This window comes from Pseudomonas sp. B21-009 (assembly GCF_024749345.1).
In the GTDB taxonomy this organism is placed as follows: Bacteria; Pseudomonadota; Gammaproteobacteria; order Pseudomonadales; family Pseudomonadaceae; genus Aquipseudomonas.
The window spans coordinates 143,191-167,018 of sequence record NZ_CP087199.1; the positions used below are offsets into that span (position 1 = coordinate 143,191).

The window sequence follows — 23,828 nt, forward strand, 5'->3', positions numbered from 1 at the left end:
ACAGATGTCACTGTTCAAACAATTGCTGCTTGCCATCTGCCTGTTCCTGGTAGTCGCCTTCAGCGGCAGCTTCATGGTCAGCCTGGAGAGCTCACGCAGCCAGTACGTCAACCAGTTGCGCTCCCATGCCCAGGACGCCGCCACGGCGCTGGCGCTGTCGCTGACGCCGAACATCGACGACCCGGCGATGGTCGAGCTGATGGTCAGCTCGATCTTCGACAGTGGTTACTATTCGAGCATCAAGGTCATCGACACGGCGTCCAACGCCCTGCTGGTCGAGCGCCACGCCGAACCCGACCCCAACGGTGTGCCGGCCTGGTTCATCCGCCTGATCGGCCTGGAGGCGGCCGGTGGCGATGCCATCGTCAGCCGCGGCTGGCAGCAGGCGGCGCGGGTCGAGGTGGTCAGCCATCCGATGTTCGCCCTGGCCAAGCTCTGGCAGAGTGCCCTGGGCAGCCTCGGCTGGCTGTTGCTGTGTGGCGCCCTGAGTGCGGTGCTTGGCGCCTTGCTGCTGCGTCGCCAGCTCAAGCCGCTGGACTACATGGTGGCGCAGTCCCACGCCATTGCCCGGCGTGAGTTCCTCAGCCTGCCGGATTTGCCGCGTACCCCTGAGCTGCGCCGGGTTGTGCAGGCCATGAACCAGATGGTCGAAAAGCTCAAGGCGCTTTTCCAGGAGCAGGCCGAGCGCAGTGAAAAGCTGCGTGTCGAGTCGTATCAGGACAGCCTCACCGGCCTTGCCAACCGCCGCTATTTCGAGATGCAGCTCAACGCCTTGGTCAGCAACCTCGAAGAGGCGCGCCCGGGCTACCTGCTGTTGCTGCGGGTCAAGGACCTGGCCGGGCTCAACCAGCGCCTGGGCGGCCAGCGAACCGACCAGTTGCTACAGGCGGTCGGCCAGCAACTGCAACGCACTTGCGCCAACTACCCGGAAACCAACAACCTGATCACCCGCAGCCGCGGCGGCGAATTTGCCGTGCTGGCGCCGGGGCTGGTGCACGAAGAGGCGATCCAGCTGGCCCAGGCCCTGGAAGTGACCCTGCAGAGCCTGGCCGACACCGGCGCCAGCGATGTCACCCCGGTTGCCTGCATCGGCATGGCGCCCTACAGCCCGGGCGACGATCCGCAGGCCTTGCTCAAGCTCGCCGACGAGGCCCTGGCCCGCGCCGAGAGCCAGCTGGAGCCGGGCTGGGTGTGCCTGGAGCAAGGCACCGCGCCGCAAGCCGCCGATACCCACCACGCCTGGCATTCCTTGCTGGATGAAGCACTGCAGCAAGGGCGTTTCCAGTTGTTTTTCCAGCCGGTAGTGGCCTGTGAAGCGCCGGAGCGCGTGTTGCATTACAAGGTCATTTCGCGGGTGCTCGATACCCAGGGCCAGGCCATTGCCGCCGGGCGCTTCCTGCCGTGGCTGGAGCGTTTTGGCTGGTCGGCGCGGCTCGATGTGCTGATGCTTGAGCAAGTGCTCAAGCACATGCACAGCCACAAGGAAGCCCTGGCGCTGAACCTGTCGGCCGCAACCCTGGCTGACCCCAAGGCATTGCAGCGGGTCTATGACCTGCTCGGCCAGAACGCCGTGCTCGGCCCGCGCCTGACCCTGGAGATCGGCGAAGAGCAACTGCCGGAACAGGCCGTGCTCGAGCAACTCACCCGGCGCCTGCGGGCCCTGGGCTTCAGCCTCAGCCTGCAGCGCTTTGGTGGGCGCTTCAGCATGATCGGCAACCTGGCGCACCTGGGCCTGGCCTACCTCAAGATCGATGGCAGTTACATTCGCGCCATCGACCACGAACGGCACAAGCGCCTGTTCATTGAAGCGATCCAGCGCGCAGCGCACAGCATCGACTTGCCGCTGATCGCCGAGCGGGTCGAGACTGAAGGTGAGCTCAAGGTATTGCGCGAGATGGGTATTCAGGGGGTTCAGGGACGCCTGGTCGGCGAGCCGGCACCCTGGCGTTGAAGCAGGACGTGCAGGCCCGCAACGGGCCTGCAGCGGTCAGATCAGGCCGCCGTTTTCTTCACTGTCGTCGATCAGGTTGGTCAGCCCGCCCAGCACCTGGCGGGCATTGGAGCGGCTGAGCAGTTTGGCCTGGGCGCCGGGCGGCAGGTCGGTGATGCTGATCACGCCTTTGGTGGTCAGCACTTCGATCAAGTCCTCAAGCACCCGGATCATGTCCAGGTCACTCTGTTTGAGCTGCTTGAGGCTGTTCTCGACCACGTCGTCGGCAAACCACTCCTGGACCTCGGCATGGTCGGCCGGGAGCATCTCCGTGTATTCGGCGTAGGGTGCGGCCTCTACCCGGACCAGTTGGCCCTGTGCATCGCGTTGCACGTAGAACATGGGGTATCCCTCTGAATGTCAGTCCGTATCCGCAGTCAGCAGCATAGGCCAAGCTGGCCGGGCGTCTAGCCCCGGCGAGCGAGTATGCGCTGTGAATACGGTGCAGGCAAAGTCCGCAGCACCGCGCCAGCCCCGGGAGGGCTGGCGCAGGCCGTGGATCAGCTGTTGGAGTGGTCGATCTTGATGGTCGGGTCGGCACCGGTTACCAGCGAATTGATCGTGGTATTGGCCCAGTTGACGCCTTCCAGCTTGATCGTCACATCGGCATTGGCCAGGCCACCTGTGGCATTGAGCTTGCCTTCGGAGCTGACCTGCAGCGTCGACTCACCGTTGACCGTGGTGATCTTCAGGTAGTTGTCGATGGTGCTGGCCTTCTCGCCCTGGAGCAGGTCGCTCAGGTCCAGACGGTCGCCTTCGGCAGCCTTGAAGTCCTTGATCACGTCCTTGCCGGTGTCGCCGGCCTTCCACACGAAGGTGTCGGCACCGCTGCCACCGATCAGGATGTCATCGCCCTTGCCACCGATGAGGATGTCGTTGCCTTCACCGCCCAGCAGTGTGTCGTTGCCGGTACCACCGAGCAGGATGTCATTGCCCTTGCCGCCATCGAGGTAGTCGTTGCCACCCTGGCCGAAGAGAATGTCGTTGCCGTCGCCACCGATGAGGATGTCGGCGCCATCGTTGCTGCGCGACACATCGAACTCGCTGACGTGCTCGCTGATGTACTGGTGCAGCACACGGCCATCGACGTCACCCAGGGCTACGCCCAGCTTGCCGGCCACGTAGGCCTGCATGGCCTCGACACCGTTGCCGGCGATCGAGTCGAAGCTGACCAGGTCGCCGAACAGGATGTCGTGGCCGTCGCCGCCGCTGACCGTATCGTTGCCCGGCTTGGTGGCCTCGGTGTGTCCGAGGATCGCCTCGGCCAGCTTGCTCGGGTCGATGTTGGTCTGCGGCTTGCCGTCACTGTCGAACGGCTTGAGGTCGTTGACGTTGACGCCACTGTTGAGGCCGATGGCTTCAACGCTGGACAGCCCGCTGAGGATCTTGAAGCCGTCCAGCGAGTTGTTCCAGGTGTCGTTGCTGGTGCCATTGCCCCAACCGGAACGGCTGGACAGCTCGAAGGTGCCGTCGCCCTGGGCACGAATGGTGCCCGAGGTCGAGGTGTACCAGCTGCCGTAGTACTTGTACTGGGCATTGAGGTTACCGTCGGCGTCGATACTGACCCGGTTGTTGCTGTCCAGCTGGTAGCGGTTCAGCGTATCGCCAGGCTTGTAGTTGATCGCCTGGAGGAAGCTGTCCAGGGTCCAGCCGGAGTTGGCCAGCTGCGGGTTGCCTTGCTCGTTGGCCTGGTGGAAGGTCGGTTGGCCGTCGGTAATGAAGAACGTCTGGTTACTACCGGTGTTGCCGGCATTCTTCAGGGTCTGGAACCAGTTGGCCGTGGTCTTGAAGGCGTCCTCATAGTTGGTGCCGCCGTCGGAGTACATGGCCTTGAGCGCATCTTTCAGCGCTTGCAGCGAGCCGGCATCGGACAGGTTGACCGAGACTGACTTGTTCACCTGGCTGGAGAAGTCCACCAGCAGGATGTTCACGGTACCCGACTGCGCACCCTTGACGCTGTTGGCCAGGGTGTCGAACACCGACTGCAGGGACTTTTGCGCAGCGTCGACACCGGCGGCTTTCATACTGCCGGAGGTATCGACGATGAACGCTAGGTTGTAGTCCTGCCCCGGTACCACGTGCAGGCCGTTGACGTCGGCGACGACGATGTCGTTGCCGGTGCCAAGCTCGCGGCTGTCGTTCTCGGCCGTCAGGTTGCTGGTGGTGTAGGTATCCGGGTAAACGGTGACCTTGATGGTGCCCTGGGTGAAGTCGGTGCTGCCGTTGGCCTTCTCGGTTGCCCGCGAAGTGACGGTCACATCGAACTGGCCCTGGTAGTAGGCTGGCGGCTTGATGCTCAGGCCGTTGAGGTTCCAGCCGGTGACATCGACTTCGCCCTTGCCGACGGTGACAGTGTGGCCGGCGCCATCGCTGAGCACCGAGCCTGCCGGAATACCGCCGAGCTTGACGTTGAGGGTTTCCGAGCCATCGGTGTCGGTGAGGTTGGTGGCGATACCGACCAGCTTGACGGTGCCGTTCTCGGCGCCTTCATTGAGCTTGTAGCCCTGGTAGTAACCCTCGCCGTTGGCACCGTGCAGCTCGCCAACGGTAACCCCGGCGTTGGTCAGCTCGTTCACGCCCGGGTACATCGGGATGTTGGCGTTGCTCAGGTCGACCGGGGTGCTGCCGTTGACCGACAGGTTGACGTCATAGCTGCCCGGGCCGCTCTGGTTGGCGTGGTAGATGTCCAGGGTGTAGTAGCCGCTGATGGTCGGCTTGAACGAACCACTGATCGCACCGCCTGCGCCCCAGGTCGCCTGGGCCACATTCTTGCCGCCGATGGTGATCAGCAGGCTGTCATCGCCGACACCGCTGAAGCTGTAGGTCTTGCCCGCTTCGAGGTAGATCAGGCCGGAGGTCTTCGAGCCCGAACCGCCGACGACGCTGGCGTCCGACTGGGCGTTGGTGACCTGCGAGCTGCTGTTGGCCTTGCCCGAGTTGTCGAACACAGTTTTCAGCGCATCGCCGGTGATGCCGTTGCCGTTGGTACCCAGGCCGTTGAGGCTGTTCCAGGTCTCTTTGACCAGGCCAATCGAGTTGACGTTGTTGCTGCCGATGTTCAGGTCAGGCTTGTCGGCCACCGGGGTGATATCGACCTTGATGGTGGCTTCGTTGCCCAGGCCCTGGCCGTCGGTTGGCTTGTACTTGATCTGTGCGTAGTCGGCTTCTTTGTTGCCGACGCCGGTGCCGCCGTTGGCATCGATGCCCGACTCGTTGCGATCCGGCACGAACTTCAGCTTGCCAGCGTCGATGTCGGCCTTGCTGAAGACCTTGCCAGCGTCGGCTTCAGTCAGGGTTTTCCAGACGTTGCCATCTTTGTACTGCAGCACACCGTCGGCAGGCAGTTTGGTGATAGTCAGGCCCAGGTTGGCTGCCGGGGTGTCGGCATCGGTGATGCCGAAGTTGGCCCAGCTCAGCACCAGGTCGGTGTCTTCGGTACCCGTCACGGCGCCGCCCGCGGCAACCGGTGCCTCGTTGCTGACAATGGTGGTGGTGACACTGCCAGCGCTGCCGCTGATCGCCAGGTTCTCGAAGTTGCCGCCAGTGGCCGAGTCGATCTTCACGGTGAAGTTCTCGGCGCTCTCGGCAATGCCGTCACGGATGATCGGCACGCTGAAGGTACCGGTGTTGCTACCGGCCTTGATCACCACGGTGGCCACGCCGGTGTAGTCCGCACCATTGGTGGCGGTACCGGTATAGGTCAGCTTGATGACCACATCGGTTTGCGCCTTGTTGGTCAGGGTCAGGGTGTAGTTGGCCGAGTCACCTTCGGCCACCGAGGTGGTGCCGGTGATGCTGACGGTGGTGGTGTCGATGGTATCGGTCACCTGGGTGACAGCTGGCTGCTTGCTGATTGCCAGGTCTTCGAAGTTGCCACCGCTGGCGCCGGTAATGGTCGCGTTGACACTGCCGGCATCGATGTACACGTCATCCGCTGGCGCAGGCACGCTGGCAGTGCCGGTGGTCTTGCCGGCCTCGATGGTGATCGTCGCACCGTTGCTCAGGGTCACGGTGACCGCGGTCTGCGCCTTGTTGCTCAAGGTCGCGGTGTAGATGATGTTGCCACCTTCGGCAACCGATGGCGTGGCGCTCAGGGTCAGGTTGGTGGTGTCGATGGTGTCGGTGACGCTGGTCACGGCGGACGAGCCGTCGATCTTCAGTTCTTCGAAGTCACCACCGGTGCTGCCAGTGATTTTCGCACTGACGCTACCGGCATCGATGTACACATCATCGCCAGGGGCGGCGATGGTTACCTTGCCCTCGGTCTGGCCCTTGGCAATGGTAATGGTCTCACCGTTGCTCAGGGTCACTTTCATCTCGGTGCCCGCCGGGTTGCTCAGCTTGGCCACGTAAGTGATCGAGCCACCTTCAGCCACGGTCGGCGTCGCGGTCAGGATCAGGCTGGTGGAGTCCTTGGTGCCCGGGCCGTCGGTGACGGTGGTGCTGGTGTTGCCAGTGCTGACCAGTTTCTCGTAGTTGCCGCCGGTGGTGCCGGTGATGCTGTTGGTCAGGGTCGGATTGGTGGTGTGCACGTTGTTTGGCGCAACGTAGTCCACGGTGCCGGTGCTCTGGCCTACAGGAATGGTGATCTGTTGACCGTTGGCCAGGTTGATCACCAGGTCGGAGCCGGTTACAGGCGCGCTGACTTTGGCGGTGTAGGTCACTACGCCGCCTTCGACCACGCTGTTGGTGCTGGCGGTCAGGGTCACGGTGCTGGTGTCGATGGTGTCGGTGACGTTGGTCACTGCCGGCACGTTGCTCACGGTCAGCTGTTCGAAATCGCCACCGGTGGTGCTGGTGACGGTCACGCTCAGCTTGCCGGCGTCAATGTAGACGTCGTCGCTCGGGGCATCGATGGTGATCTTGCCTTCGGTCTGGCCCTTGGCGATGGTGATCACTTCACCGTTGCTCAAGGTGACCTTCATTTCGGTGCCGGCCGGGTTGGTCAGCTTGGCCACGTAGGTGATCTTGCCGCCTTCAGCCACGGTGTCGGTAGCCGTCAGCGACAGGCCAGTGTTGTCCTTGGTACCCGGGCCGTCGGTGACGCTGACGGTGGTGTTGCCGGTGGTTTCCAGCTTCTCGTAGTTGCCGCCGGTAGTACCAGTGATGCTGTTGGTCAGGGCAGGGTTGGTGGTGTGTACGTTGTTTGGCGCAACGTAGTCCACGGTGCCGGTGCTGGAACCTACAGGGATGGTGATCTTCTGGCCGTTGGCCAGGCTGATCACCAGGTCGGAACCGGTAACCGGCGCGCTGACTTTGGCGGTGTAGGTCACTACGCCGCCTTCGACCACGCTGTTGGTGCTGGCGGTCAGGGTGACGGTGCTGGTGTCGATGGTGTCAGTGACGTTGGTCACTGCCGGTACGTTGCTCACGGTCAGCTGTTCGAAATCGCCACCGGTGGTGCTGGTGACGGTCACGCTCAGCTTGCCGGCGTCGATGTACACATCGTCGCTCGGGGCATCGATGGTGATCTTGCCTTCGGTCTGGCCCTTGGCGATGGTGATGACTTCACCGTTGCTCAAAGTGACCTTCATTTCGGTGCCGGCCGGGTTGGTCAGCTTGGCCACGTAGGTGATCTTGCCGCCTTCAGCCACGGTGTCGGTAGCCGTCAGCGACAGGCCGGTGTTGTCCTTGGTACCCGGGCCATCGGTGACGGTGACGGTGGTGTTGCCGGCGCTATCGAGCTTCTCGTAGTTACCGCCGGTGGTACCGGTGATGCTGTTGGTCAGGGCAGGGTTGGTGGTGTGTACGTTGTTTGGCGCAACGTAGTCCACGGTGCCGGTGCTGGAACCTACAGGGATGGTGATCTTCTGGCCGTTGGCCAGGCTGATGACCAGGTCGGAGCCGGTTACAGGCGCGCTGACTTTGGCGGTGTAGGTGACCACGCCGCCTTCGACCACGCTGTTGGTGCTGGCGGTCAGGGTCACGGTGCTGGTGTCGATGGTGTCTTTGACGTCGGTGACTGCCGGGGTGTTATCCACAGCCAGTTTCTCGAAGTCGCCACCGGTGGTGCCAGTGACCGTCACGCTCAGCTTATCGGCGTCGATGTAGACATCGTCGCTTGGGGCATCGATGGTGATCTTGCCTTCTGTTTGCCCCTTGGCGATGGTGATGACTTCACCGTTGCTCAGGGTGACCTTCATCTCGGTGCCGGCCGGATTGGTCAGCGTCGCGGTGTAAGTGATCGACCCGCCTTCATTGACCGTTGGAGTCGCGGTCAGCTTGAGGCTGGTGGTGTCGTCGGTACCTGGACCATCAGTAACGGTGGTCACCGGGTTGCCCGCAGTGTCCAGCTTCTCGTAATTACCACCGGTGGTGCTGGTGATGCTGTTGGTCAGATCCGGGTTGGTGGTGTGCACGTTGTTCGGTGCAACGAAGTCCACGGTGCCGGTGCTGGAACCTACAGGGATGGTGATTTGCTGACCGTTGGCCAGGTTGATCACCAGCGCAGAGCCGGTAACCGGAGCAGTAACCGAGGCGGTATAGGTAACCACGCCGCCTTCGGTAACGCTTGGAGTCGCGGTCAAAGTGACAGTCGACGTATCGATAGTGTCAGTCACTTCGGTGACGGCTGGAGTGTTATCCACAGCCAGCTTCTCGAAGTCACCGCCGGTAGTACCGGTGACAGTCACGCTGACTTCGCCCGCGTCGACGTACACGTCGTCTTCCGGCGCCGGAACAGTGATGCTGCCTTCGGTCTGGCCTTTGGCGATGGTGATGACTTCACCGTTGCTCAGAGTGACCTTCATTTCGGTGCCAGCCGGGTTGGTCAGCGTGGCGGTGTAGACGATGTCGCCGCCTTCAGCGACGGAGCCGGTGGCAGTCAGCTTGAGACCGGTAGTGTCATCAGTACCAGGGCCATCAGTAACGGTAGTAACCGGATTACCAGCGGTATCCAGCTTCTCGTAATTACCACCGGTGGTGCTGGTGATGCTGTTGGTCAGATCCGGGTTGGTGGTGTGCACGTTGTTCGGTGCAACGAAGTCCACGGTACCCGAGCTGGAGCCGACCGGGATGGTGATCTGTTGGCCGTTGGCCAGGTTGATGACCAACGCAGAGCCAGTCACTGGCGCAGTAACCGAAGCGGTGTAGGTGACAACGCCGCCTTCGGTGACGCTTGGGGTAGCGGTCAGCGTGACGGTCGAAGTGTCGATGGTGTCAGTCACTTCGGTGACGGCTGGAGTGTTATCCACAGCCAGTTTCTCGAAGTCACCACCGGTAGTGCCAGTCACAGTAACGCTGACTTCACCCGCGTCGACGTACACATCGTCTTCCGGCGCCGGAACAGTGATGCTGCCTTCGGTCTGGCCTTTGGCGATGGTGATGACTTCACCATTGCTCAGGGTCACCTTCATCTCGGTGCCAGCCGGGTTGGTCAGGGTGGCGGTGTAAACAATCGAACCGCCTTCTTCAACCGAGCCAGTCGCGGTGAGTTTCAGACCGGTAGTGTCATCGGTGCCTGGGCCATCAGTAACGGTAGTTACCGGATTACCAGCGGTATCCAGTTTCTCGTAGTTACCACCGGTGGTGCTGGTGATGCTGTTGGTCAGGTCCGGATTGGTGGTGTGCACGTTGTTTGGTGCAACGAAGTCCACGGTGCCGCTGCTCTGGCCGACCGGGATGGTGATCTGTTGGCCGTTGGCCAGGTTGATGACCAGCGCAGAACCGGTCACTGGCGCAGTAACGGAAGCGGTGTAGGTGACCACGCCGCCTTCGGTCACGCTTGGAGTCGCGGTCAAAGTGACAGTCGACGTATCGATGGTGTCAGTCACTTCGGTGACGGCTGGAGTGTTATCCACAGCCAGTTTCTCGAAGTCACCACCGGTAGTGCCAGTCACAGTAACGCTGACTTCACCCGCGTCGACGTACACATCGTCTTCCGGCGCCGGAACAGTGATGCTGCCTTCGGTCTGGCCTTTGGCGATGGTGATGACTTCACCATTGCTCAGGGTCACCTTCATCTCGGTGCCAGCCGGGTTGGTCAGGGTGGCGGTGTAAACAATCGAACCGCCTTCTTCAACCGAGCCAGTCGCGGTGAGTTTCAGACCGGTAGTGTCATCGGTGCCTGGGCCATCAGTAACGGTAGTTACCGGATTACCAGCGGTATCCAGTTTCTCGTAGTTACCACCGGTGGTGCTGGTGATGCTGTTGGTCAGGTCCGGGTTTGTGGTGTGCACGTTGTTCGGTGCAACGAAGTCCACGGTGCCCGAGCTTTGGCCGACCGGGATAGTGATTTGCTGACCGTTGGCCAGAGTGATCACCAGGTTCGAACCAGTCACTGGCGCAGTAACCGAAGCGGTGTAGGTGACAACGCCGCCTTCGGTGACGCTTGGGGTAGCGGTCAGCGTGACGGTCGAAGTGTCGATGGTGTCAGTCACTTCGGTGACGGCTGGAGTGTTATCCACAGCCAGTTTCTCGAAGTCACCACCGGTAGTGCCAGTCACAGTAACGCTGACTTCACCCGCGTCGACGTACACATCGTCTTCCGGCGCCGGAACAGTAATGCTGCCTTCAGTCTGACCCGCAGCAATGGTGATCACTTCACCGTTGCTCAGGGTGACCTTCATCTCGGTGCCAGCTGGATTGGTCAGCGTGGCGGTGTAGATGATGTCGCCGCCTTCAGCGACGGAGCCGGTGGCGGTCAGCTTCAGGCCGGTAGTGTCGTCAGTACCTGGACCGTCGGTGACGGTGGTCACTGGGTTGCCCGCAGTGTCCAGTTTCTCGTAATTACCACCGGTGGTGCCGGTGATGCTGTTGGTCAGGTCCGGGTTGGTGGTGTGCACGTTGTTTGGTGCAACGAAGTCCACGGTGCCAGAGCTGGAACCTACAGGGATGGTGATTTGCTGACCGTTGGCCAGGTTGATGACCAGCGCAGAGCCGGTAACCGGAGCAGTAACCGAAGCGGTGTAGGTAACGACGCCGCCTTCAGTGACGCTTGGGGTAGCGGTCAAAGTGACAGTCGATGTGTCGATGGTATCGGTGACTTCGGTCACGGCTGGAGTGTTATCCACAGCCAGCTTCTCGAAGTCACCACCGGTGGTGCCAGTCACAGTGACGCTGACTTCGCCAGCATCGACGTACACGTCGTCTTCTGGCGCGGGAACAGTAATGCTGCCTTGAGTCTGACCCGCAGCAATGGTGATCACTTCACCGTTGCTCAGGGTGACCTTCATCTCGGTGCCAGCTGGATTGGTCAGCGTGGCGGTGTAGATGATGTCGCCGCCTTCAGCGACGGAGCCGGTGGCGGTCAGCTTCAGGCCGGTAGTGTCGTCAGTACCTGGACCGTCGGTGACGGTGGTCACTGGGTTGCCCGCAGTGTCCAGTTTCTCGTAATTACCACCGGTGGTGCCGGTGATGCTGTTGGTCAGGTCCGGGTTGGTGGTGTGCACGTTGTTTGGTGCAACGAAGTCCACGGTACCCGAGCTGGAACCTACAGGGATGGTGATTTGCTGACCGTTGGCCAGGTTGATGACCAGCGCAGAGCCGGTCACTGGCGCAGTAACCGAAGCGGTGTAGGTGACGACACCGCCTTCAGTGACGCTTGGGGTAGCGGTCAGGGTGACGGTCGAAGTGTCGATGGTATCGGTGACTTCGGTCACGGCAGCAGCCGGGTCGACTTCGACTTTCTCGAAATCGCCGCCAGTGGTGCCAGTGATGGTCACGCTAACTTCACCGGCATCGACGTACACGTCATCCGCCGGCGCAGGCAGGGTAATGCTGCCTTCGGTCTGGCCTTTGGCAATGGTGATGACTTCACCGTTGCTCAGGGTGACTTTCATCTCGGTGCCGGCTGGGTTGGTCAGCGTAGCGGTGTAGACGATGTCGCCGCCTTCAGCGACGGAGCCGGTGGCGGTCAACTTGAGACCGGTAGTGTCATCAGTACCTGGACCATCAGTAACGGTAGTCACCGGGTTACCGGCAGTGTCCAGTTTCTCGTAATTACCACCGGTGGTGCTGGTGATGCTGTTGGTCAGATCCGGGTTGGTGGTGTGCACGTTGTTCGGTGCAACGAAGTCCACGGTACCCGAGCTGGAACCCACAGGGATGGTGATCTGCTGACCGTTGGCCAGGTTGATCACCAGCGCGGAGCCGGTCACTGGCGCAGTAACCGAAGCGGTGTAGGTGACGACACCGCCTTCAGTGACGCTTGGGGTAGCGGTCAGGGTGACGGTCGAAGTGTCGATGGTATCGGTGACTTCGGTCACGGCAGCAGCTGGGTCGACTTCGACTTTCTCGAAATCGCCGCCAGTGGTGCCAGTGATGGTCACGCTAACTTCACCGGCATCGACGTACACGTCATCCGCCGGCGCAGGCAGGGTAATGCTGCCTTCGGTCTGGCCTTTGGCAATGGTGATGACTTCACCGTTGCTCAGGGTGACTTTCATCTCGGTGCCGGCTGGGTTGGTCAGTGTAGCGGTGTAGACGATGTCGCCGCCTTCAGCGACGGAGCCGGTGGCGGTCAACTTGAGACCGGTAGTGTCATCAGTACCTGGACCATCAGTAACGGTAGTCACCGGGTTACCGGCAGTGTCCAGTTTCTCGTAATTACCACCGGTGGTGCTGGTGATGCTGTTGGTCAGATCCGGGTTGGTGGTGTGCACGTTGTTCGGTGCAACGAAGTCCACGGTACCCGAGCTGGAACCCACAGGGATGGTGATCTGCTGACCGTTGGCCAGGTTGATCACCAGCGCGGAGCCGGTCACTGGCGCAGTAACCGAAGCGGTGTAGGTGACGACACCGCCTTCAGTGACGCTTGGGGTAGCGGTCAGGGTGACGGTCGAAGTGTCGATGGTATCGGTGACTTCGGTCACGGCAGCAGCCGGGTCGACTTCGACTTTCTCGAAATCGCCGCCAGTGGTGCCAGTGATGGTCACGCTAACTTCACCGGCATCGACGTACACGTCATCCGCCGGCGCAGGCAGGGTAATGCTGCCTTCGGTCTGGCCTTTGGCAATGGTGATGACTTCACCGTTGCTCAGGGTGACTTTCATCTCGGTGCCGGCTGGGTTGGTCAGGGTGGCGGTGTAAACAATCGAACCGCCTTCTTCAACCGAGCCAGTCGCGGTGAGTTTCAGACCGGTAGTGTCATCGGTGCCTGGGCCATCAGTAACGGTAGTTACCGGATTACCAGCGGTATCCAGTTTCTCGTAGTTACCACCGGTGGTGCTGGTGATGCTGTTGGTCAGATCCGGGTTGGTGGTGTGCACGTTGTTCGGTGCAACGAAGTCCACGGTACCCGAGCTGGAGCCGACCGGGATGGTGATCTGTTGGCCGTTGGCCAGGTTGATGACCAGCGCAGAGCCAGTCACTGGCGCAGTAACCGAAGCGGTGTAGGTGACAACGCCGCCTTCGGTGACGCTTGGGGTAGCGGTCAGCGTGACGGTCGAAGTGTCGATGGTGTCGGTGACTTCGGTCACGGCTGGAGTGTTATCCACAGCCAGCTTCTCGAAGTCGCCGCCGGTGGTACCGGTCACGGTCACGCTGACTTCGCCAGCATCGACGTACACATCGTCTTCCGGCGCGGGAACAGTGATGCTGCCTTCAGTCTGACCCTTGGCGATGGTGATCACTTCACCATTGCTCAGGGTGACTTTCATCTCGGTGCCAGCCGGGTTGGTCAGGGTGGCGGTGTAAACAATCGAACCGCCTTCTTCAACCGAGCCAGTCGCGGTGAGTTTCAGACCGGTAGTGTCATCGGTGCCTGGGCCATCAGTAACGGTAGTTACCGGATTACCAGCGGTATCCAGCTTCTCGTAGTTACCACCGGTGGTGCCGGTGATGCTGTTGGTCAGGTCCGGGTTGGTGGTGTGCACGTTGTTCGGTGCAACGAAGTCCACGGTGCCGGAGCTGGAACCCACAGGAATGGTGATCTGCTGACCGTTGGCCAGGTTGATGACCAGCGCGGAGCCGGTCACTGGTGCAGTAACCGAAGCGGTGTAGGTGACGACGCCGCCTTCAGTGACGCTTGGGGTAGCGGTCAGAGTGACAGTCGACGTATCGATAGTGTCAGTCACTTCGGTGACGGCTGGAGTGTTATCCACAGCCAGCTTCTCGAAGTCACCACCGGTGGTGCCGGTCACGGTCACGCTGACTTCGCCAGCATCGACGTACACGTCGTCTTCTGGAGCTGGAACAGTGATGCTGCCTTCAGTCTGACCCTTGGCGATGGTGATCACTTCACCGTTGCTCAGGGTGACTTTCATCTCGGTGCCAGCCGGGTTGGTCAGGGTGGCGGTGTAAACAATCGAACCGCCTTCTTCAACCGAGCCAGTCGCGGTGAGTTTCAGACCGGTAGTGTCATCGGTGCCTGGGCCATCAGTAACGGTAGTTACCGGATTACCAGCGGTATCCAGTTTCTCGTAGTTACCACCAGTGGTACCGGTGATGCTGTTGGTCAGGTCCGGGTTGGTGGTGTGCACGTTGTTTGGTGCAACGAAGTCCACGGTGCCCGAGCTGGAACCCACAGGGATGGTGATCTGCTGACCGTTGGCCAGGTTGATCACCAGCGCGGAGCCGGTCACTGGAGCAGTGACGGAAGCGGTGTAGGTGACAACGCCGCCTTCGGTCACGCTCGGAGTCGCGGTCAGAGTGACGGTCGAAGTATCGATGGTGTCGGTGACTTCGGTCACGGCTGGAGTGTTATCCACAGCCAGCTTCTCGAAGTCGCCGCCGGTGGTACCGGTCACGGTCACGCTGACTTCGCCAGCATCGACGTACACATCGTCTTCCGGCGCGGGAACAGTGATGCTGCCTTCGGTTTGACCTGCCGCGATGGTGATGACTTCACCATTGCTTAGGGTGACCTTCATTTCGGTGCCGGCTGGATTGGTCAGCGTGGCGGTGTAAACAATCGAACCACCTTCTTCAACCGAGCCAGTCGCGGTGAGTTTCAGACCGGTAGTGTCATCAGTACCTGGACCATCAGTAACGGTAGTCACCGGGTTACCGGCAGTGTCCAGTTTCTCGTAATTACCACCGGTGGTGCTGGTGATGCTGTTGGTCAGGTCCGGGTTGGTGGTGTGCACGTTGTTTGGTGCAACGAAGTCCACGGTGCCCGAGCTGGAACCCACAGGGATGGTGATCTGCTGACCGTTGGCCAGGTTGATCACCAGCGCGGAGCCGGTCACTGGAGCAGTGACGGAAGCGGTGTAGGTGACAACGCCGCCTTCGGTCACGCTCGGAGTCGCGGTCAGAGTGACGGTCGAAGTATCGATGGTGTCGGTGACTTCGGTCACGGCTGGAGTGTTATCCACAGCCAGCTTCTCGAAGTCGCCGCCGGTGGTACCGGTCACGGTCACGCTGACTTCACCCGCGTCGACGTACACATCGTCTTCCGGCGCCGGAACAGTGATGCTGCCTTCGGTCTGGCCTTTGGCGATGGTGATGACTTCACCATTGCTCAGGGTCACCTTCATCTCGGTGCCAGCCGGGTTGGTCAGGGTGGCGGTGTAAACAATCGAACCGCCTTCTTCAACCGAGCCAGTCGCGGTGAGTTTCAGACCGGTAGTGTCATCGGTACCTGGACCATCAGTAACGGTAGTCACCGGGTTACCGGCAGTGTCCAGTTTCTCGTAATTACCACCGGTGGTGCTGGTGATGCTGTTGGTCAGATCCGGGTTGGTGGTGTGCACGTTGTTCGGTGCAACGAAGTCCACGGTACCCGAGCTGGAGCCGACCGGGATGGTGATCTGTTGGCCGTTGGCCAGGTTGATGACCAGCGCAGAGCCAGTCACTGGCGCAGTAACCGAAGCGGTGTAGGTGACAACGCCGCCTTCGGTGACGCTTGGGGTAGCGGTCAGCGTGACGGTCGAAGTGTCGATGGTGTCAGTCACTTCGGTGACGGCTGGAGTGTTATCCACAGCCAGCTTCTCGAAGTCGCCGCCGGTGGTACCGGTCACGGTCACGCTGACTTCGCCAGCATCGACGTACACATCGTCTTCCGGCGCGGGAACAGTGATGCTGCCTTCGGTTTGACCTGCCGCGATGGTGATGACTTCACCATTGCTTAGGGTGACCTTCATTTCGGTGCCGGCTGGATTGGTCAGCGTGGCGGTGTAAACAATCGAACCACCTTCTTCAACCGAACCCGTCGCGGTGAGTTTCAGACCGGTAGTGTCGTCAGTACCTGGACCATCAGTAACGGTAGTTACCGGATTACCTGCGGTATCCAGTTTCTCGTAGTTACCACCGGTGGTGCCGGTGATGCTGTTGGTCAGGTCCGGGTTGGTGGTGTGCACGTTGTTCGGCGCAACAAACTCAACCGAACCAGTGCTCTGACCAACAGGAATAGTGATCTGCTGACCATTGGCCAAAGTAATAACCAGCGCAGAACCGGTAACCGGCGCAGTCACCGAAGCGGTGTAAGTAACTACGCCGCCTTCAGCAACACTGCTGTTCGCTGTCAAAGTGACAGTCGAAGTATCAATGGTGTCAGTAACTTGCGTTACAGCCGGAGTGCCATCTACAGCAACTTTTTCGAAGTCGCCGCCAGTGGTGCCGGTAACAGTGACGCTGACTTCACCGGCGTCGATGTAGACATCATCGGCAGGCGCAGCAACGGTAATGCTGCCTTCAGTCTGCCCCGCAGCAATGGTGATCACTTCACCATTGCTCAGGGTCACCTTCATTTCGGTGCCAGCCGGGTTGGTCAGCGTGGCGGTATAAACAATCGAACCACCTTCAGCAACCGAGCCAGTAGCGGTCAGTTTAAGACCGGTAGTGTCGTCAGTACCTGGACCATCAGTAACGGTAGTCACCGGATTACCGGCAGTGTCCAGCTTCTCGTAGTTACCGCCGGTGGTGCCAGTGATGCTGTTGGTCAGGTCCGGATTGGTAGTGTGCACGTTGTTCGGCGCAACAAACTCAACCGAGCCAGTGCTCTGACCAACAGGAATAGTGATCTGCTGACCATTGGCCAGAGTAATAACCAGCGCAGAGCCAGTCACCGGCGCAGTAACCGAAGCGGTGTAAGTGACCACGCCGCCTTCAGCAACACTGCTGTTCGCGGTCAGGGTGACAGTCGAAGTATCGATGGTGTCGGTAACTTCGGTGACCGCCGGCTGGTTGCTGACCACCAGGTTTTCGAAGTTGCCGCCATCGACCTTGTCGATGCTGACGCTGACGTTGCCGGCATCGACATACACGTCATCGCTCGGCGCCGGCACGGTGACGCTGCCTTCGGTCTGGCCGGCGGCGATGGTGATCACCGCGCCGTTGCTCAGGGTCACGGTCACCGGGGTGCCGGCCGGGTTGGTCAGCGTCGCGGTGTAGATGATCGAGCCGCCTTCGGCGACGCTGCCGGTGGCGTTCAGGCTCAGGCCGGTGTCATCGATCGAGTCGGTGATGGTGGTGACCGCCGGGTTCGGGTTCGGTACCAGGTTCTCGAAGTTGCCACCAGTGGCGCCAGTGATGGTGGTGCTGACGCTGCTGCCGTTGTTGTAGACGTCGTTCGGCGGCGTCTGCACATCAACGGTGCCGGTGGTCTGGCCGGCGCCGATGGTGATGGTGCTGCCGTTGGACAGGGTGACGGTCACCGGCGTCTGCGCCGGGTTGGTCAGGGTGGCGGTGTAGGTGATCACGCCGCCCTCGGTGACACTCGGGTTGGCCGTCAGGCTGACCGTGGTGGTGTCGATGGTGTCGGTGATCTGGGTCACTGCCGGGGTGGTGTCCGGGGTGATGATCAGGCCCGCGCCGCCGGTGGTGCCGGTGATGGTCGCGGAGATTTCACTGCCGTCCAGGTACACGGTGTCGTTCGGCGGGATGGTCACGCTGACGCTGCCGGTGGTCTGCCCGGCGCTGATGACGATGACCTGGCCGTTGGACAGGGTCACGGTCAGGTCGGTCAGCGGTGGCTGGCCCAGGGTGGCGGTGTAGATGATTACGCCACCCGCCTCGGTGATCGACGGCGTGGCACTCAGGCTCAGGCCGGATTCGCGCGTAGGCGTGGTGGTGTTGGGGTTGTTGGCATCGTCCAGGCCGCCCAGTTCCTGGGTCGCAGCGCCGGTGGCAAAGCCGATCGGGCCGGTCGGGAAGCCAATGGTCGGGTCGACCGAGCCTGCCGTGGCGTCGAGCATGACGAAGCTATGGCCACCACCGGCCGCGCCGCCGCTACCGGCGGCCGACGGGCCTGCTGCGGTAGCTTCGAGTTCGGTGGTCGGGTCAGCGCCGGCGGCGATGGCCTGCTGCAGCTCTTCGACCGAAGGCGCAGCCTGGGCGGTTGCTGCCGCCAGGTCAGTGCTGCTGTCCGGGGCCTCGGCACTCCATTGGGTGTCACGGCCCAGGTCCAGGGTGCGGCCGTCGGCCAGCTCCAGGGTGACGGCGCCGGCCAGGCCAGTGAGCACCTGCTCGCCAGCGAACAGGCGGTCACCTTCGATGAGTACACGTTGAATCCCTTCTGGGGATACGGCGATTACTTGGCCAACAATGCTTTTGACGATGGCAACAACACTGCTCATTGGACTCTCCGGGCTACCCGTTCAATTTGGCTTCCATGCCAGCCGGCGCTGAATTGCCGCTTTCTGATGGAATGTTTCAATAGTATGTTTGGTGCTTTTGACGTCAATATATTGTCGATAACTGTTGGCTATTAAGTTTATGCCAAAGTATTGACCTTCCTGCTGCCATCCTAAACAATCAGCACCGTAATGTCACATTGATATTTGAGCGGCTGCCACTCTTCCTCCGTACGAACCAAGTACCCCTTCGGAAGTTTCCGACATAAGGTCATTCCGGTTGCCATTTTCTAATGCAGCAACGATTTCTGCTGTGATTTGGGACAAGACGTCCCTGGGAAAAAAGTTAAATGCGCGCGTCACTGTTCACTGCTCTTCCTTTCGTCCTCGCCACCAGTTTCGTTCAAGCACAGAGCCTGCCAGAGGCCATGCAGAAAGCCCTCGAGGTACACCCGGAAATCCAGGCCGGGGTCAACAGCCGAATCGCTGCCGATTACCAACTGCGCGCCGCCAAGGGTGGTTACCTGCCACGTGTCGATGTGCTCGCCGGTTATGGCCGTGAAGGTACCGACAGCCCGAGCACCGGCAACCGCTGGGAAACCCTCAACCGTGGTGAGTCGAGCGTGCGCCTGCGGCAGATGGTCTTCGACGGTTTTGCCACCTCGAGTGAAGTTGGCCGTCAGCAAGCCACCGTCAACTCCCGCGCCTACTCGCTGCTGGGCGCCTCCGAGCGCACCGCGTTGACCGTTGCCCAGGTTTACCTGGACGTCCTGACCCGTCGCGAGATGGTCCGCCTGGCAGAAGACAACCTGCGCAGCCACGAACGCATCTATGACCAGATCAAGCTGCGCACTGCCCGTGGTGTCGGCCGCCTGGCCGACCTTGACCAGGCCGAAGCGCGCCTGGCCCAGGCCCGCAACAACCTGATCACCGAGCAGACCAACCTGGCCGATGCCAAGACCAACTACCTGAGCGTGGTCGGTCAGCTGCCGGACGAGTTAAGCAGCCCTGCGCCGTTTGTCGACCTGTTGCCGGCCAACCTCGACGAAGCCCGTCAGCAGATGGTCGAGAGCAGCCCGATCCTGCGTTCGGCAGAGTCCGATATCGCCGCGGCGGAGAAGCAATACGAGGCTGCAAAGTCTACTTTCTATCCGCGTTTTGATGCAGAACTCGGACGGACGGCCGATAACGATCTGGATGGCATGAACGGCCACAACAACGAATGGCAGGCTATGCTGCGTATGAGTTTCAACTTGTATGCCGGCGGCAGCAACAAGGCCGACCTGGAATCCAAGTCGTACCTGACCAACCAGGCGCTGGACATTCGCAACAATGCCTTGCGCCAGCTCAATGAGGAGCTCGGCCTGGCATGGAACGCTATGGACAACGCCAATGCGCAGGTGCCGATCGCCCAGCAATACGTCGATCACAGCAACAGTGTGCGCAGCGCCTACCAGAAGCAGTTCAGCCTGGGCGAACGTACCTTGCTAGACTTGCTCGACAGCGAGAATGAACTCTTCACTGCCCAGCGCCGTCTGGCTGAAGTGAAGAACAGCCAAGTGTTTACTCAGTACCGAATCAAAGCGACCATTGGTCAACTGCTCAAGAGCCAGGGTGTTGTCGCACCGATGGCCTCCGTGGTGCAGAACGACCTTAAACCGAAAGTGAACCTGCCAGGCATGAACTGAGGTTCACTGTTATAGCCAACCGCAACCGTTAAGAGAGCCCGCGTGGAATCAGAAGTCAGTCGAGTCCAGCTCAGCCATGATCCACGCAGTCAGCACGACGATCCGTTGCTGGACAGCCTGCTGTCTCTCTGCGTGCTGCACCAGAAGCCCGCCAGCCGGGCCATGCTGACCACCGGCCTGCCATTGCCGGCCCAGCGCCTGAGCCCGGAGCTGCTGCCGCGTGCGGCGGCCCGTGCCGGCCTGCAGGGGCGCTTGCTGCAACGCAAGCTGGAGCAGATCCCGAGCATCGCCATGCCGGCGATGCTCCTGCTCAAGGACGGTCGCAGCACGGTGTTGCTCGGTTGGGAGAATGAGGACACCGCGCGCCTGTTGCTCAGCGAGAGCGACGGCGGCGAGGTGCACGTCAGCCGCGAAGCGTTGCTGAGCGACTACAGTGGCCGGGTGTTCTTCGCCCAGCCGCAGCACAAGTTCGACGTCAACCACGGCAACCTGATTCCGCGTGCGCGTTCGTGGTTCCGGGACACCCTCAAGCGCAGCCGCTGGCTGTACATCGACGCCATCGCCGCAAGCCTGGTGATCAACCTGATCGCCCTGGCCGCGCCGCTGTTCGTGATGAACGTCTACGACCGCGTGGTGCCCAACCAGGCCACCTCGACCCTGTGGGTCCTGGCCCTGGGGATTTCCGGTGCCTACATCTTCGATCTGATTCTCAAGGGCCTGCGCAGTTTGTGCCTGGACCTGGCCGGGAAGAAGACCGACCTGATCATCTCGGCGACGCTGTTCGAACGCATCGTCGGCATGGCCATGAAGTACCGGCCGGCACGGGTCGGCAGCTTTGCCCAGAACATTCATGAATTCCAGGGCCTGCGCGATTTTCTTGCCTCGCTGACCCTGACCAGCCTCATCGACCTGCCGTTCACCCTGTTGATCCTGCTGGTGATCGCCATCATTGGCGGGCACCTGGTGTGGATTCCGATCATCGCCTTCCCGCTGGCCCTGGGTATCGGCTACGCCCTGCAAAAGCCGCTGGTGGCGACCCTGGAGCGGACCATGGCCCTGGCCTCCGAGCGCCAGTCGAGCCTGATCGAAACCCTCGCCGGGCTCGATGCGGTCAAGGTCAACAACGCCGAAAGCGAACGCCAGTACATGTGGGAGCAGACCATCGGCACCCTCAGCCGCCTCGAGCTGCGGGTCAAGGTGCTCTCGGGCCTGGCGATGAACATTACCCTGCTGATCCAGCAACTGGCCGGCGTGGCGCTGATTTGTGCTGGCGTCTACCAGATCATGGCCGGCAATCTGAGCATGGGCGGCCTGATCGCTTGCTACATGCTCAGTGGCCGGGCTCTCGGCCCGCTGGGCCAGCTTTCCGGTTTGCTGACCCGTTACCAGCAAGCCAAGGTGACCATGGTCTCCACCGACCAGATGATGGAGCTGCCGCAAGAGCGCAACTTCGAAGAGCGCCCGCTGAGCCGTCAGGTACTGCAGGGCGCCATCGAGTTTCGCGGCGTCGATTTCACTTATCCCAACCAGCAGAACCTGGCGCTCAAGGGCGTCAATGTGTCGATCCGCCCCGGCGAGAAAATCGGCATCATCGGTCGCAGCGGCTCGGGCAAGAGCTCGCTGGCCAAACTCATCGTCGGCCTCTATGAAGCCGATGCCGGCTCGTTGCTGGTCGATGGCGTCGACATCCGCCAGATCGACGTCAGCGAGTTGCGCCACAACATCGGCTACGTGCCCCAGGACATCCAGCTGCTGGCCGGTACCCTGCGCGACAACCTGGTCAGCGGTGCGCGCTATGTCGAGGACGAAATGGTCCTGCAGGCGGCCGAGCTGTCCGGGGTTCACGAATTCGCCCGGCTGCACCCGCAAGGTTACGAGCTGCAGGTCGGCGAGCGTGGCCAGAATCTTTCCGGTGGCCAGCGGCAGAACGTCGCCCTGGGCCGCGCCTTGTTGCTCAACCCGCAGATCCTGCTGCTCGACGAACCGACCAGCGCCATGGACAACACCGGTGAAGAACGCCTCAAGCAACGCCTGCAAGCGGTTATCGAGAGCAAGACCGTGGTCCTGGTGACGCACCGGGCTTCGCTGTTGTCACTGGTCGACCGCCTGATCGTTGTCGATCGCGGGCAGATAGTCGCGGATGGCCCGAAAGCCGCCGTCATGGATGCGCTGAAGAAGGGGCAGATCAGTGTTGCTTAAGATGGATATGGGCCAGATCAAGGACAGCCTGCGCAGGTATTTCAAAGGTTCCGAATCGCTCAGCGGCCAGCCGCTGCCCGAGGTCAACAAGGCGCTGATCGAAGATGCGCCGCGCATCGTGCGCCTGACCATCTGGGGGGTAATCGGATTCTTCCTGTTCCTCGGGCTCTGGGCCAACTTCGCCATTATCGACGAAGTTACCCGTGGCGAAGGCAAGGCGATTCCGTCGTCGAAACTGCAGAAGATCCAGAACCTGGAAGGCGGCATCGTCGCGCAGATCTACGCCAAAGAAGGCGAGATCGTCGAAGTCGGCGACCCCTTGCTGCGCCTGGACGACACCCGTTTTGTCTCCAACGTCGGCGAGACCGAGGCTGATCGCCTGGCCATGGCCCTGCGCGTCGAGCGCCTGAGCGCCGAGGTTGAAGACCGGCCGCTGAAGATCGACGAAGAAATCCGCAAGGCTGCGCCAAGCCAGGCCGCCAACGAAGAATCCCTGTACCAGAGCCGTCGCCAGCAACTGCAAGACGAAATCGGCGGCCTGCAGGAGCAACTGGTACAGCGCCAGCAAGAGCTGCGCGAGTTCAGTTCCAAGCAGGGCCAGTACCGCAACAGCCTGCAGCTGCTGCGCCAGGAAATCAGCATGTCCGAGCCGCTGGTGGCCCAGGGCGCAATCTCCCAGGTTGAAGTGCTGCGCCTCAAGCGTGCCGAGGTTGAAAACCGCGGCCAGCTGGATGCCACCTCGCTGGCGATCCCGCGGGCCGAATCGGCGATCAAGGAAGTCGAGCGCAAGATCGACGAGACCCGCGGCAAGTTCCGCAGCGAAGCCCTGACCCAGCTTAACGAGGCGCGCACCGACCTGAGCAAGGCCCAGGCCACCGGCAAGGCCCTGGACGACCGGGTCAACCGGACCCTGGTGACCTCGCCGGTGCGCGGTATCGTCAAGCAGCTGCTGGTCAACACCGTTGGCGGTGTAATCCAGCCGGGCAGCGACCTGGTCGAAATCGTCCCGCTGGACGACACCCTGCTGGTCGAAGCGCGCATCCGCCCGCAAGACATCGCCTTCCTGCACCCGGGGCAGGAGGCGATGGTCAAGTTCACCGCCTATGACTTCACCATCTACGGCGGCCTCAAGGCCAAGCTCGAACAGATCGGCGCCGACACCATCACCGACGAAGACAAGAACACCTTCTACGTGATCAAGCTGCGCACCGAGCGCAGCCACCTGGGCACCGACGAGAAGCCACTGTTGATCATCCCGGGGATGGTCGCTTCGGTGGACATCATCACCGGCAAGAAGAGCGTGCTGAGCTACCTGCTCAAGCCGATCATCCGCGCCCGGGCCGAAGCGCTGCGCGAGCGTTGACAGCATCGCGGGGCAAGCCCGCTCCTACAGGGGTGTGTAGGGGCGGGCTTGCCCCGCGAAGAGGCCCGCAACCTCACCATATGCTTATGCACTAAAGATATTTAAATTCTTCCTCTTATGACTTTATAGTCGATCCC

General features: G+C 61.3%; 6 protein-coding genes. 4 read left to right on the top strand and 2 right to left on the bottom strand.

Annotated elements, in window-relative coordinates; genetic code table 11:
- Positions 1-4 precede the first annotated feature (4 nt).
- Positions 5-1,951, top strand: a complete 1,947-nt coding sequence (lapD, locus tag LOY34_RS00675) for a cyclic di-GMP receptor LapD (RefSeq protein WP_195885404.1) — start codon at positions 5-7, stop codon at positions 1,949-1,951.
- Between the two features lie 36 nt (positions 1,952-1,987).
- Here lapD and LOY34_RS00680 read toward each other — a convergent pair whose 3' ends face one another.
- Positions 1,988-2,332: a hypothetical protein gene (locus LOY34_RS00680; RefSeq protein ID WP_045197926.1), complete on the bottom strand. Its 345-nt coding sequence runs from the start codon at positions 2,330-2,332 to the stop codon at positions 1,988-1,990.
- Positions 2,333-2,490: 158 nt separating this feature from the next.
- Entirely contained in the window at positions 2,491-18,444 is a 15,954-nt protein-coding gene (locus tag LOY34_RS00685; protein ID WP_258664159.1) for a retention module-containing protein, read from the bottom strand.
- 347 nt (positions 18,445-18,791) lie between these two features.
- Here LOY34_RS00685 and LOY34_RS00690 point away from each other — a divergent pair, with 347 nt between their 5' ends.
- Genes LOY34_RS00690 through LOY34_RS00700 form a run of 3 tightly spaced genes read left to right on the top strand, consistent with a single transcriptional unit; the run spans position 18,792 to position 23,691 of the window.
- Complete coding sequence (locus LOY34_RS00690) at positions 18,792-20,129, top strand: TolC family outer membrane protein (RefSeq protein ID WP_045201706.1); 1,338 nt, start codon at positions 18,792-18,794, stop codon at positions 20,127-20,129.
- A gap of 42 nt (positions 20,130-20,171) precedes the next feature.
- A complete protein-coding gene (locus tag LOY34_RS00695) occupies positions 20,172-22,328 on the top strand; it encodes a type I secretion system permease/ATPase (RefSeq protein WP_258664160.1) in 2,157 nt (718 codons plus the stop codon).
- Position 22,329: 1 nt separating this feature from the next.
- Positions 22,330-23,691, top strand: a complete 1,362-nt coding sequence (locus tag LOY34_RS00700) for an HlyD family type I secretion periplasmic adaptor subunit (RefSeq protein ID WP_176794307.1) — start codon at positions 22,330-22,332, stop codon at positions 23,689-23,691.
- The last annotated feature ends 137 nt before the right edge of the window (positions 23,692-23,828 follow it).

Excerpts from the sequence above, each read along its gene's own strand:
- lapD (WP_195885404.1), top strand. The coding sequence starts at position 5 with ATGTCACTGTTCAAACAATTGCTGCTTGCCATCTGCCTGTTCCTGGTA.
- LOY34_RS00690 (WP_045201706.1), top strand. The coding sequence starts at position 18,792 with ATGCGCGCGTCACTGTTCACTGCTCTTCCTTTCGTCCTCGCCACCAGT.
- LOY34_RS00680 (WP_045197926.1), bottom strand. The coding sequence starts at position 2,332 with ATGTTCTACGTGCAACGCGATGCACAGGGCCAACTGGTCCGGGTAGAG.
- LOY34_RS00700 (WP_176794307.1), top strand. The coding sequence starts at position 22,330 with ATGGATATGGGCCAGATCAAGGACAGCCTGCGCAGGTATTTCAAAGGT.
- LOY34_RS00685 (WP_258664159.1), bottom strand. The coding sequence starts at position 18,444 with ATGAGCAGTGTTGTTGCCATCGTCAAAAGCATTGTTGGCCAAGTAATC.